At 39.2% G+C, this 12,921-nt stretch carries 9 protein-coding genes, 2 tRNA genes and 1 rRNA gene; 7 read left to right on the forward strand and 5 right to left on the reverse strand.

The window, feature by feature from the left end; genetic code table 11:
• Window positions 1-47: 47 nt before the first annotated feature.
• The 3 genes from M2265_RS13950 to M2265_RS13960 all read right to left on the reverse strand — a co-directional run bounded on the left by M2265_RS13950 (window position 48) and on the right by M2265_RS13960 (window position 1,859).
• Window positions 48-121, reverse strand: a tRNA-Ala gene (locus M2265_RS13950).
• Between the two features lie 10 nt (window positions 122-131).
• Window positions 132-208 (reverse strand) — tRNA-Ile (locus M2265_RS13955).
• 121 nt (window positions 209-329) lie between these two features.
• Window positions 330-1,859, reverse strand: a 16S ribosomal RNA gene (locus M2265_RS13960).
• Between the two features lie 1,431 nt (window positions 1,860-3,290).
• Between M2265_RS13960 and M2265_RS13965 the strand changes: the two genes are divergently transcribed.
• The 3 genes from M2265_RS13965 to M2265_RS13975 are packed head-to-tail and all read left to right on the forward strand — an operon-like array spanning window position 3,291 to window position 6,620.
• Entirely contained in the window at window positions 3,291-4,472 is a 1,182-nt protein-coding gene (locus tag M2265_RS13965; RefSeq protein WP_243655451.1) for a glycosyltransferase family 4 protein, read from the forward strand.
• The gene (locus M2265_RS13970) at window positions 4,472-5,452 is read left to right on the forward strand and encodes a lysylphosphatidylglycerol synthase domain-containing protein (RefSeq protein ID WP_132771487.1); all 981 of its coding nucleotides are present in this window, start codon (window positions 4,472-4,474) and stop codon (window positions 5,450-5,452) included. Before M2265_RS13965 ends, M2265_RS13970 begins: the two co-directional genes overlap by 1 nt.
• Window position 5,453: 1 nt before the next feature.
• On the forward strand, window positions 5,454-6,620 hold the full coding sequence (locus M2265_RS13975; RefSeq protein WP_132771488.1) for a glycosyltransferase family 4 protein: 1,167 nt from the start codon (window positions 5,454-5,456) through the stop codon (window positions 6,618-6,620).
• A gap of 124 nt (window positions 6,621-6,744) precedes the next feature.
• On the opposite strand, the gene M2265_RS13980 is transcribed toward M2265_RS13975, so the two are convergent.
• Window positions 6,745-7,917, reverse strand: coding sequence for an acyl-CoA dehydrogenase family protein (locus M2265_RS13980; RefSeq protein WP_132771489.1), 1,173 nt, complete (start codon window positions 7,915-7,917; stop codon window positions 6,745-6,747).
• A gap of 78 nt (window positions 7,918-7,995) precedes the next feature.
• On the opposite strand from M2265_RS13980, the gene M2265_RS13985 reads away from it, so the two are divergent.
• From M2265_RS13985 to M2265_RS13995, 3 genes are all read left to right on the forward strand, one after another.
• On the forward strand, window positions 7,996-9,525 hold the full coding sequence (locus M2265_RS13985) for an aldehyde dehydrogenase family protein (protein WP_132771490.1): 1,530 nt from the start codon (window positions 7,996-7,998) through the stop codon (window positions 9,523-9,525).
• Window positions 9,526-9,536: 11 nt separating this feature from the next.
• The gene (lat, locus tag M2265_RS13990; protein WP_132771491.1) at window positions 9,537-10,823 is read left to right on the forward strand and encodes an L-lysine 6-transaminase; all 1,287 of its coding nucleotides are present in this window, start codon (window positions 9,537-9,539) and stop codon (window positions 10,821-10,823) included.
• A 70-nt stretch (window positions 10,824-10,893) separates the two neighbouring features.
• Entirely contained in the window at window positions 10,894-11,154 is a 261-nt protein-coding gene (locus M2265_RS13995; RefSeq protein WP_132771492.1) for a hypothetical protein, read from the forward strand.
• A 19-nt stretch (window positions 11,155-11,173) separates the two neighbouring features.
• On the opposite strand, the gene M2265_RS14000 is transcribed toward M2265_RS13995, so the two are convergent.
• Window positions 11,174-12,163, reverse strand: a complete 990-nt coding sequence (locus M2265_RS14000) for a hypothetical protein (RefSeq protein ID WP_021190585.1) — start codon at window positions 12,161-12,163, stop codon at window positions 11,174-11,176.
• A gap of 173 nt (window positions 12,164-12,336) precedes the next feature.
• Here M2265_RS14000 and M2265_RS14005 point away from each other — a divergent pair, with 173 nt between their 5' ends.
• Window positions 12,337-12,858 (forward strand): hypothetical protein, encoded by a 522-nt coding sequence (locus M2265_RS14005; protein ID WP_132771493.1) that lies wholly within the window; start codon window positions 12,337-12,339, stop codon window positions 12,856-12,858.
• Window positions 12,859-12,921 lie beyond the last annotated feature (63 nt).

The following is a 12,921-nucleotide window of genomic DNA, read 5'->3' on the forward strand; positions in this document are numbered from 1 at the left end:
TATAAAGTGTCTAATGTCTCTTATCTTGTGTCCCACGTCTAAGGATGTGGAGAATATCGGAGTCGAACCGATGACCCCCTGCGTGCAAGGCAGGTGCTCTAGCCAGCTGAGCTAATTCCCCGTGGTATTTATGGTAGTCCCGAGCAGATTTGAACTGCTGACCCCTACATTATCAGTGTAGTGCTCTAACCAACTGAGCTACGGGACTAGCTTATCATTCTATCTCTCTGGACCATCCATTTTCAGGGATGGGCACATTTCTTCAAATGTTTCTGTTTCTTATATAAATCATGTGTATCCGTAACGAGCTTCAATTCCGAATGCTCTAGAAAGGAGGTATTCCAGCCGCACCTTCCGGTACGGCTACCTTGTTACGACTTAGCCCCAATTATCGGTTTTACCCTAACACGCTCCTTGCGGTTACATGCTTTAGGTACCCCCAACTTTCATGGCTTGACGGGCGGTGTGTACAAGGCCCGGGAACGTATTCACCGCGTCATTGCTGATACGCGATTACTAGCGAATCCAACTTCATGAGGTCGAGTTGCAGACCTCAATCCGAACTGTGAACGGCTTTTAGAGATTAGCATCATATTGCTATGTAGCTGCCCGCTGTACCGTCCATTGTAGCACGTGTGTAGCCCCGGACGTAAGGGCCATGATGACTTGACGTCGTCCCCACCTTCCTCACAGCTTACGCTGGCAGTCTGTTTAGAGTCCCCATCATTACATGCTGGCAACTAAACATAGGGGTTGCGCTCGTTGCGGGACTTAACCCAACACCTCACGGCACGAGCTGACGACAGCCATGCAGCACCTAGTTTCGTGTCCCGAAGGACTGATCCGTCTCTGGATCATTCACTAACTTTCAAGCCCGGGTAAGGTTCCTCGCGTATCATCGAATTAAACCACATGCTCCTCCGCTTGTGCGGGCCCCCGTCAATTCCTTTGAGTTTCAATCTTGCGACCGTACTCCCCAGGTGGATAACTTAACGCTTTCGCTTGGACGCTTACTGTGTATCGCAAACATCGAGTTATCATCGTTTAGGGCGTGGACTACCAGGGTATCTAATCCTGTTTGATCCCCACGCTTTCGTGCATCAGCGTCAATACTAACTTAGTGAGCTGCCTTCGCAATCGGAGTTCTAAGACATATCTATGCATTTCACCGCTACTTGTCTTATTCCGCCCACTTCAAATAGATTCAAGTCCTACAGTATCAAAGGCACTGCGACAGTTAAGCTGCCGTCTTTCACCACTGACTTATAGGACCGCCTACGCACCCTTTAAACCCAATAAATCCGGATAACGCTTGGATCCTCCGTATTACCGCGGCTGCTGGCACGGAGTTAGCCGATCCTTATTCTTCAGGTACATTCAGCTTTCTACACGTAGAAAGGTTTATTCCCTGACAAAAGCAGTTTACAACCCATAGGGCAGTCATCCTGCACGCGGCATGGCTGGTTCAGAGTTGCCTCCATTGACCAATATTCCTTACTGCTGCCTCCCGTAGGAGTCTGGTCCGTGTCTCAGTACCAGTGTGGGGGATTCTCCTCTCAGAGCCCCTAGACATCGTAGCCTTGGTGAGCCGTTACCTCTCCAACTAGCTAATGTCACGCGAGCCCATCCATATCCTATAAATATTTGATCAAAAACCGATGCCGGTAAATGATGTTATGCGGTGTTAATCTCTCTTTCGAGAGGCTATCCCCCTGATATGGGTAGGTTGCTCACGCGTTACGCACCCGTGCGCCACTCTCATCAGTTCGTAGCAAGCTACTCCCTGAATCCCGTCCGACTTGCATGTATTAGGCCTGCCGCTAGCGTTCATCCTGAGCCAGGATCAAACTCTCCATTGTAAAATGAAGTGTAAGATCAAGACTATTTATAATAAATAGAATTGTCTTGTATTTTAATTTCTAATTCTAAAATTGAACAGGTTGATTTTTTTAACTTTCGTTGTTTCTCAACACTACTCGTTACGTTACATGATTATATTTTTAAAGAACTTCTGTCGCTTCCGCATCTCGCTTCGGCTTTTATGATGTCGGCATTGCGCCGGTATCGATCTTGTTTCTGTTTCCCTTCGTTTCCGTTGGGACTGCAAAGGTAGAAATCTTTTTGGTTTCTCCAAAATAAATGTGAAAATTTATTTTTTTTGTTTTCCTGCTGTTTCTGCGTTTAACCTGAATTAAACCCTTCTTTTTTCAGTGCCTATCCTTTCGGATCAGACGTTCCTCCCTTGCGGAGTGGTGCAAAGATAGCGACTTTTTATAATCACTTCCTAATCTTTTCCGGAAATAGTTTACCGTGAACCGGTAAACAGCTTATAACCTGACCGATAAATTTACCCATGACCTATTACAGGGGCTGAGAAACGGACAATCCTGGCTTTGAACTATAAAAAGGGGTAGCGGGCGGATTGTTCGTCCTGGGCCGTCTTTTATGGATGCAGTATGCTTTTAGGGAATGGTTCCGCAGAAATTATATCTTTTTCAGTACAGCGGCATCATCGACACTATTACTATTACTATTACTATTACTATTACTATTACTATTACTATTACTATTACTATAGCTGATAATGTGATTCATTCCTGTTCATGCTTTTCGCAGGGCCGACATCTTTACTTTATACCATATAGTATATACTACAAAAGGGATCCTGAGAAGTGCTGCTGTTTTGCAATAGCCAGCTATCCCCCGTACAGATACTCAGGAATAAGGCATATTATAACCTGATCCGGATCTGAGAGGGAACTGATTATTACATAAGCAGGGATTTATAGAGAGATTACTTGGATTTTATAGGGGGTTTATAGGGATTCACCCCTACTACCCCCCTATAAACCCCCTCTTATCCCCCTGTTATACCTCTATTATATCTAAACATGATTCCTAGCTGGTTATAATATGGTATGATCCTGATAACAACTTTAGTTTTCTAGCAATATGGCCCGCATCACATCTTTTTCTAAATCAAAAACTGTTTATGGACATCGAACAAAAAATCACTCTTACTATTGGCTATATGAATAGGATGATTATCCAAGATTTCTACCAAAACTTCTACTAAGAGGAATTTTCATTAGACCATCACTATACATTCATTTAAACATAGGTTGAAGGTATCGTAATACTAATTGATCTTAACTCTGCTCTCCTCAAAAAAGTAAGAACAATATTATACTCATATTTCCATAATACCGGGATAATGTAAAAAACATCATTTATTCACATGTCCTTATTCATAAGGAAACATAGAGCTCCTTACTTTGAAAAAATGATTCATGATGATAAGAGTTGCTTTTTTTGCGGAGATAATGATTCCTGACTTTGACGGAGCTTCACGAACAATTTTTCAACTTGTCGACCGCATCGATAAAAAACGGTTTGAATTTTTGTTCATATATGGAACAGGGCCAGATCAAGTACAAGATTTCGAGTCCTTGAAAATTCCATCTTTAAGCATTCCGATACAACAGAACTATAGTATGGCGATTCCAGCGCTAGCAGATCAACGCTTAAAAAAGAAACTCCAGGATTTTAATCCCGATATTATTCATATTGCTACACCTTCTCTTTTAGGTTTCTACGGGCAGCGATATGCATTAAAAAATCAAATACCGGTCATCAGCATCTACCATACACACTTTGTCAGCTATATTGACTACTATCTCAAGCATTTTACTTTTTTGGTTGGCCCTACAAAGAAAAGAATTATCCAGACACAGAATAAATTCTATAATAACTGTGATAAAATCTATATTCCAACAAATAGCATCGTTTGCGAACTTACAAAAATGGGCATTAACCCAAGCTTGATGCAGATCTGGAAACGTGGAATTGACAACAGTCTATTTTCTCCAGACAAAAAAGATCACAATTGGCTACAAGAAATAACAGGAAACAGGCATCCGACGATATTATTTGCCAGTAGGCTGGTTTGGGAGAAGAATTTAAAAACCCTGATCGCGATCTACAGCTTATTAAAGCAACAGAACATTCTTTTCAATTTTATAGTCGCTGGAGACGGTTCTGCAATGGACTCTTGTCGACAGCAGATGCCTGAAGCTATCTTTCTAGGCAAATTGAATCATCATGACCTTGCCAAGTTGTATGCTTCTTCAACCTTATTTGTCTTTCCTTCACATTCCGAGACTTATGGTAATGTCGTTATTGAAGCCATGGCATCAGCGTTACCTTGCATTATTGCAGATGGCGGAGGTTCTGCAGATTTAATAACCGAAAGTGTAACAGGTTTTAAATGTAAACCGCAGGATGCGGCAGCTTTTGTTAATCGCATTATATACTTACTACAGGATAATAGATTAAGAAAGGAGATTGGACATGCGGGATTACAATTCAGCAAATCAATAGACTGGAGTTCTTTAGCTAACACCTATTTTGAAGACTTAGAACAAATGAACAGAACCGCTAATGATTCAATCATTAAATTTCAGGTTGGTTAATGCGTAAAAAAATTTTCAAAATTACAATTAGTCTTGTCGTACTCTCTTCATTGCTTGTCTTTATCAGTCACATTGATCTTAAGGCAGTATTAAAAGAAGTTACTAACATAGGGTGGAATCTCCTCTGGATTATAGTCATTACGGGTTTAGCCTATGTATTGGCTACAGCGGGATGGCAAAATTGCTTCATCGAAAAACCGAAACGGACTTCCTTATGGCAGCTATTCTGCATCCGACATATCGGGGAAACAATAGGACTATTCAATCCCACTAGCATAATTGGGGGCGATTATATAAAAACAGTCTTGCTGAAACCGACGGGTACATCTGAACAAGAAATTTTAAATTCAGTTTTCATATCGCGTTTTTTGACCATTATCACGCAATTTTCATTATTTGGAATTTCTGGTTTTTGGTTTTTAATGAGCTCTTTTAATCAAAATATTCCTAAACAGCTGATAGCGGTACTGTGGATATTAGTGATTACATTTTTTTGTATTCCACTGATTATTTTTATTATTCTCAAGAAATCCAAAGAACTACAAGTGGCTTCTACGCTATCCTGGAAAACACTCCGAAAACTAAGTATACGTATTCAGACGATCCTAAATGCGGTACTAACTTTTCATCAAAATCAGCCGTGCAAATGTTATCGTGCATATTTTTATTTTTTCTTACACTGGACTGTTGGTGCTTTGGAGCTTTTCCTCATCCTATACTTTTCAGGTATTACGATTCCGATTATCCTGAGTCAATTTATGGACATGGGTATAATTATAATCAAAAGCTTTGGCGCTTTTATTCCTGCTCAAATTGGGGTGGAGGAATTCGGGAATAAAATTTTACTGACCAGTGCTGGTATCTATACGGTTCAAATCTGGTTGATCATCGCTTTAATAAGACGTTCTAGACAAGTTTTTTGGATTGCATTTGGTTTTTTAGCTTATTTCGGAATTAAAAAAGGGGGGATACTATCCTAATATGGAAATTCTTTGTGTAAGTCATAAATTTCCGCCCACTATCGGAGGGATGGAAAAACAAAGCTTTGAGCTTATTAACGGATTGGCTCCCTATACAACTGTACATAAAATAGTTTATCAGGGGGATGAATCTATTATCAAATTTTTTTACCTTTTAAATAAGCGGATTCTAGCGTTGCTCTTATTACATCCTAATATAAAGGTTATTCATTTTAATGATGGTCTGATTGCGGCTGTGTCTTTAAGACATAAGGGTTATGAACAGTTAAAACGGGTGGTTACTGTTCACGGCCTTGATGTGGTTTTTCCTTTAGCCTATTTTCAACGTAAAATTATTCCTCAATTCAACAAATTTGACAAAATAATAGCTGTAAGTACTGCTACAAGAGAGGCTTCCATCGATCGTGGTATTCATCCCGATAAGATTGAAGTGATTCAAAATGGTGTAGACCATAGTCTTGTCTTGGATAACACTCTGGCTATTGAACCTGTCTTAACGAAATATGGAATTGCTACAAAGGCCGAGCATCTCATCATCGCCCTAGGCAGACCTGTGAAACGAAAAGGCATTTCCTGGTTTATTAAACATGTGCTACCTCAACTTCCATCAGATTATAAGCTGATCTTAATAGGTCCTTTTTCTCCAACCTCAACAAGGAAAGAGAAATTGCTTTATGCTCTCCCATCTTCTCTACGGCATCTAACGATGTTGTTCTTAGGATTTCCATCCGATCAAAAATCTATACGTCATTATTTACGGGATCCTAATTTCAAAGATCGGTTACAGCATATCGGAAAAATTCCTACGACTGATTTGCAATGCTTGTTACGCCACGCGGGATTATTCATTATGCCTAACATCAAAGTCGCAGGCGATATGGAGGGTTTTGGTTTGGTTTGCCTGGAAGCTAGTATCTGTGGGGCGACTGTATTTGCTTCGGATATTGAAGGGATCAGTGATGCGATCATCCATCAGAAGAATGGAGTTCTTCTACCTCCTGAGCAGGAGAATTGTTGGATTTCTGAAATTAAAAATACGCTTGAACATCCTTCGCTTCTCAAGAACAGAAGCGAAGAATTTCAAGCATATTCTTTAGGACATTACAGCTGGGATAAAATGGTAAGGGCTTATTTTAATTTGTTTCAAAGCCTAATTGCACATTCTTAATGTTTCTTTTAGCTCCTCTCCCCTTCCTATTGTAGAAGAAAGCTGAGATATATGGTTTCAGATTTCCCTTCATGTTTTTATTTCAAAGTAAACCATCGGTCAATACCTCAAGTCCTCGAGCAAATTAAAAGGCACTAATTCCTGTAATATCGTTACCTGTTATCAACAGGTGAATATCATGGGTACCTTCGTAGGTTATCACAGATTCTAAGTTCATCATGTGACGCATCATCGGAAAATCTCCTACAATTCCCATGGCCCCTAATATCTGTCTTGATTCTCTAGCGATTTCTAATGCCATGTGTACATTATTACGTTTTGCCATTGAAATCTGTGCTGGGGTTGCTTTTCCTTCATTTTTCAGTACGCCTAAGCGCCACGACAATAATTGAGCTTTTGTAATTTCTGTGAGGAATTCTGCTAATTTCTTTTGTTGTAATTGATAGGATGCGATCGGTTTTCCGAACTGTTCTCGTTCTAACGCATATTTGACTGCCGTTTGGTAACAGTCTATTGCAGCTCCGATTGCTCCCCAAGATATGCCGTACCGCGCGGAGTTCAAGCATGAAAAAGGTCCACGGAGCGAATTTACTTCTGGAAGAATATTTTCTGCGGGAATTGCTACGTTTTGAAAGATCAGCTCTCCGGTTTTGGAAGCGCGTAGTGACCATTTGTTTAGTGTTTCAGGAGTGGAGAAGCCATCCATACCTCGTTCTACTATGCATCCTCTTATTTTATCTTGTTCATCCCTTGCCCACACTATTGCTATATCACATATCGGGGCATTGGTAATCCACATCTTTGCTCCATTAAGGATATATTGGCCGTCTTTTTTTAACAAACGGGTTTCCATGGCTGCTGGGTCTGAACCATGGTTCGGTTCTGTTAAACCGAAACTACCGATATATTCTCCTGAGGCCAGCTTGGGAAGGTATTGTTTTTTTTGTTCTTCACTTCCAAATGTAAAAATGGGATACATGACTAATGATGACTGTACGGAAGCTGCTGACCGGATGGCGGAGTCTCCTGCTTCTAGCTCTTGCATAATAATACCATAAGCGATATGATCTAATCCTGCACCACCATATTCTACTGGTATATAAGGCCCCAAAGCTCCAAGAGCTCCTAATTTTAACATCAGATTGGGAATATCCTCATGATGTTGAGCGGCATGGTCTATAACTGGCTTTATTTCCGTAGTGACAAAATCACGAATGGATTGTCGGATGAGCTTATTTTCATCAGACAATAGCGCATCTATATTAAAATAATCACATGTTGAATTCATATCTGTCATAATTTAATATCTAAATATAGCCAATATTTAGAATATAATTCATTATATTTAAAATATAAACGAATAATATAAACCATTATGATAAAACAAGAATTAAAAGAATTGGGCATTCTAGCGACCAATTTAGGTTCTTCTACGGGACAAAATTGGTTTGCAACTGGTGCGGATATTACTTCCAGTTCTCCCGTTGATGGTCAGGTAATTGCTACAGTGACTTGCTCTTCCCATAATGATTATAAAGATATCTGCGCTCAGGCGAAAAAAGCATATGCGATCTGGCGACTTGTTCCTGCTCCGCAAAGAGGTGAAGTGATTCGGTTATTCGGGGATAAATTAAGGTCATTAAAACCTACGCTCGGAAAGCTTGTTTCTTATGAAATGGGAAAATCACTACAGGAAGGCATGGGCGAGGTGCAAGAAATGATTGATATCTGTGATTTTGCAGTTGGTTTATCCCGTCAGCTTTATGGTTCAACCATTCATTCGGAACGTCCCTCCCATCGTATGTACGATCAATATCATCCTTTAGGTGTTGTTGGTGTTATTTCTGCATTCAACTTTCCTGTGGCTGTTTGGGCATGGAATACAGCACTAGCATTGGTATGTGGGGATGTCGTAATCTGGAAACCGAGTGAAAAAACTCCTTTATGTGCCATAGCTTGTCAACAGATTTTGGCGGGTATATTAAAACAGAAAGAATTACCAGAAGGCATCTCTAATTTGATAATTGGAGATAAGACTGCGGGTGAATGGTTAGTAAATGATACTAATATTCCTTTAATATCTGCTACAGGCTCAACTGCAATGGGAAAAACAGTAGCACAACATGTTGCTGCTCGCCTTGGCAGGTCTATTTTAGAACTTGGCGGAAATAATGCGATCATTATTACACCGGATGCGGACTTGAAGATGACGACGATTGGTGCTGTATTTGGCGCTGTAGGTACGGCCGGTCAGCGCTGTACTTCAACGCGTAGATTAATCATTCATGAAAGTGTGTATGAACAAGTCAAAGCATCATTGATAAAAGCATATGCTCAACTACAGATCGGAGATCCTCTACTTCCAGAAAATCATGTAGGTCCACTGATCGATCAAAAGGCAGTCGCACATTATTTAGATGCCCTATCTGAAATTGAGAAACAAGGGGGTAAGCTGATTGTCACCGGTGGTTTACTCACTGGAAAGGGATTTGAAAGCGGTTGTTACGTAAAACCTGCGATTGCTGAAGTGGAAAACCATTATGATATAGTTCAACAGGAGACTTTTGCTCCAATTCTTTATTTAATAAAATATCAAGGTGATGTCATGGAAGCAATCACTATCCAAAATGATGTGAAACAAGGGCTGTCTTCGGCTATTATGACGAATAATCTGCGCGAGGCGGAATTATTCCTCAGTGCACAAGGATCAGATTGTGGAATTGCTAATATCAACATCGGAACATCGGGGGCAGAGATCGGTGGTGCTTTTGGAGGTGAAAAAGAAACTGGTGGTGGACGCGAATCTGGTTCGGATGCCTGGAAAGCCTACATGCGGAGACAAACCAATACCATTAATTACAGCACCGAACTTCCTTTGGCACAAGGAATAACCTTTAACCTTTAAATGACAACGACATGAGTACAGTTCACGAAATATTATCTAAACATTTGCTCGCAGATGGTTTTCCAATTGTGATGGATATAGAAAAATCACATGGCTCTTATCTAGTCGATCAAAATGGAGATGCTTATCTGGATTTATTCAGCATGTTTGCATCTGTTGCTATCGGTTATAACCATCCCTATCTCCTAAAGCATCAAGATTTTTTAGGTAAAATGGCGATTAACAAACCTGCTTTATCGGATATTTACCCCAAAGAATTTGCTGATTTTATGCAAGTCTTCGAACGCGTAGCGCTACCAAAGGAACTGCAGTATTGTTTTTTTATTGCAGGAGGAACTTTAGCCGTGGAAAACACTTTAAAAGCTGCTTTTGACTGGAAGACACGTTTAAATTTTGCTTCAGGAATTGAAAAGGAAGCTTCTCAGGTCATTCATTTCAAAGAGGCATTTCATGGGAGATCTGGTTATACACTTTCGTTGACCAATACGAAGGATCCTAGAAAACACATGTATTTCCCTAAATTTAACTGGCCGCGCATCAGCAATCCAAAACTAACATTCCCGATCACGGAAATTGTTTTAAAGGCAGTTATTGAAAAGGAAAAAACAGCCATTCGAGAAATCAGAAATGCACTTGACAATCATCCGAATGATATCGCCTGTATTATTATAGAACCAATTCAGGCAGAAGGGGGAGACAATCATTTCAGAAAAGAATTTCTACAGGCTCTGCGCGATATCTGTGATGAGCATGATATTTTATTGATTTTTGATGAGGTACAAACTGGAATTGGTTTAACAGGAACGATGTGGGCTTATCAAACGATTGGAGTTGTTCCCGATTTAATCGCATTTGGAAAGAAGACTCAGGTCTGTGGTTTGCTTGCCAACAAAGCAAAGTTTGACCGCGTAGAAAAACATGTTTTTAAAGAATCATCCCGTATCAATTCGACTTTTGGAGGTGATTTTACCGATATGATGCGCTTTAAACTTATTTTAGAAGTGATAGAGCAGGAAAAATTAATTGAACAGATCCCTAAGAAGGGTGAACATTTTATTCAAAAACTGGAAGCTTTAGCAAGTAAGCATGGACAGATAAGCAATATAAGAGGAAAAGGATTGTTTATCGCTTTTGATTTTCCCAATGAGCAGGAAAGAGACAAGTTTATTAAGGACGCTTTTGCAAAGAAACTGATTTTACTGGGTTGTGGAGAAAGGACGATTCGTTTTAGACCGCATCTGAATATTCAGATGAACGAAATCAATGAAGCATTTACGATCATGGAAGGGATCTTATAGCATCTTATTTGTATAGATTCCCTATTTCAAATGAATCTCGTTACATTTGCCTTTATTATCAAGATAAAATATGGATGCAAGTAAATTAGCGTTGGTTCAATTGGTGACTATTATCCATTTTGTATTAATGGCCATCGCATTATTCAGATTATTTAGGCTCAAAGATGTAACCGGGGGCTTTGTTATACTATCAATATTGGGCATGTGCGTTCCTATATTAGGTCCCTTTGGGCTTATCTTGATTGTAAACAAGAAGAAAAAAGAGATCGATCTAGCAGATATTAAGAAAAGAAGCTCTCCTGTACAAAAAAAGAAAAAAGCCCGTAAATAATATTTAAGGGCTTTTTTTTTTATCCAAGTGGTAGCTCAATTGCTTCACGTGGAACGAAATTTCCGCTATCATCCGTTATGAAACTCATCGGACTATCCGGATCCTTAATAATCTCAAATAAAATGAAACCCCAAGGTTTCCAGAAATTTTCCAATACCTGACCGTAAACCTTTACCTGCCAGTGGTCAAAAATGGGCTTCATGGACATATCTGCCAAAGGCATCGGTTCGACATATATCATTTTGGGGGTATTGAGATAGGTATATTCTGGAAGACGGTTGAAGAGGTATACAGAATAAAAATAACGTGCTGCTATTTCTTCAAATTGAACTGGGTGCAGTGTTTTTCCTTCTACCATTTTTAAAACATCTTCATGGTAGATATTATTCGTTGCATTATCTTGTAAACAGGCAACAATTCCAAAGTCATTCATTCTCAAAGAAAAAATCAGGGTATTGATTTCATCGCGATAATTAAACGTTTCCGCAGGGTTATCTACTTTACTGATAAAAATTGAAAATGGATTGGTTCCTTCAAATTCCATTGGTTGCAGTAAGGACTGCAACATCGCATGCAAGTTTTTGAACTTCTGAACGAGCACCTGAGAGAAATTCATCTCTTCGCCTGTTAGGGTCTGTTGGCGAATACCGGTCTGAATTTCATTAAATACAACACCATACAGTATTTTAGACATCCACTGAAATAGTGTGATCTGCGGTAATTCGCTTACAGCATCAAAACCTAGTGCAAATGCACGTTCTACCTCAGATTCCATTTTTTCAATTACCAATGCGGCCTCTACGGAACAAGGAAGTTTTAGACTTTTATAAGTGACGAGAGACTCGTCTAACATCTTAAAAGGTTTTTCTTCTAAATCAAAGGCACGCATCATCCATACTGGAAAAACCTGAATTTGTTCGTCCACAGATGAAAGCTCCTTCCCTGTCAGGAAGCAGGTTTGGTTATCAAACTTAAATGTTTTAAATGGATTGTATAGTGATGTTGACATATAGAGCACAAAGGTACACGTTTTATAAAAAGTAAAGTCATCACAAAATAAAAATTCAGATCCTTTAATATAAATTAAAATAATTATCTTTCTTACATAAACCATCGTATCGATATTCAGGATACATATGTCCCAATTAAAATTGATAGACAATTAATTATCTAAATTACAAAATGAAACTAGCCCAGTTAGTACCAGCAGTACTTTTATATTTTATTTGCAATGTGGCTCTCTGTCAAGAAATTTACAAAAATAAAGAATTTGGTTTCGAGGCAGAAATCCCTAAAGATTGGTCCGTTTACAAAGAAACTCCTCCTCCCAGTTCGAATTACATGATTATAGCTTGGGGAATGCCAAAATTATATTCTGAAATGGAGAAAGAAGAAATTGAAAATTCAGTTTCCATAACTGCGATCAAATCCAGTAGCATTAAAGATGCGGCCGAGCTCGCCGAAAAAGAATATAAAAGAGTAAGCGCTTTTGCCATGAAAGTTGATAGAACAAAAATCAATTCAACGGAATACGTATGTTTCATAACAAGTTCTATTATAAAATTTAGATCCTACGTTTCTAAGCAATATTTTTTCTATAAAAATGGGACTGGATATATTGTAAATTTCACCGCCACCCCAGGAACTTATACCCAGAATGAACCAAAATTTGATGCGTTTTTTAAAACGGTCAAATTTGACTAATTAATATTGTTTGTTTTAATCTCATGTACATAAAAAAGGGTATCTCTTGTGGAAATACCCTTT

This window comes from Sphingobacterium kitahiroshimense, assembly GCF_025961315.1.
Classification (GTDB): Bacteria; Bacteroidota; Bacteroidia; order Sphingobacteriales; family Sphingobacteriaceae; genus Sphingobacterium; species Sphingobacterium anhuiense.

What these genes read in the sequence shown, in the direction of transcription:
- M2265_RS13975 (WP_132771488.1), top strand. Translation starts at nt 5,454, where the DNA reads ATGGAAATTCTTTGTGTAAGTCATAAATTTCCGCCCACTATCGGAGGG.
- M2265_RS14005 (WP_132771493.1), top strand. Translation starts at nt 12,337, where the DNA reads ATGAAACTAGCCCAGTTAGTACCAGCAGTACTTTTATATTTTATTTGC.
- M2265_RS14000 (WP_021190585.1), bottom strand. Translation starts at nt 12,163, where the DNA reads ATGTCAACATCACTATACAATCCATTTAAAACATTTAAGTTTGATAAC.
- lat (WP_132771491.1), top strand. Translation starts at nt 9,537, where the DNA reads ATGAGTACAGTTCACGAAATATTATCTAAACATTTGCTCGCAGATGGT.
- M2265_RS13985 (WP_132771490.1), top strand. Translation starts at nt 7,996, where the DNA reads ATGATAAAACAAGAATTAAAAGAATTGGGCATTCTAGCGACCAATTTA.
- M2265_RS13970 (WP_132771487.1), top strand. Translation starts at nt 4,472, where the DNA reads ATGCGTAAAAAAATTTTCAAAATTACAATTAGTCTTGTCGTACTCTCT.
- M2265_RS13980 (WP_132771489.1), bottom strand. Translation starts at nt 7,917, where the DNA reads ATGACAGATATGAATTCAACATGTGATTATTTTAATATAGATGCGCTA.
- M2265_RS13965 (WP_243655451.1), top strand. Translation starts at nt 3,291, where the DNA reads ATGATGATAAGAGTTGCTTTTTTTGCGGAGATAATGATTCCTGACTTT.
- M2265_RS13995 (WP_132771492.1), top strand. Translation starts at nt 10,894, where the DNA reads ATGGATGCAAGTAAATTAGCGTTGGTTCAATTGGTGACTATTATCCAT.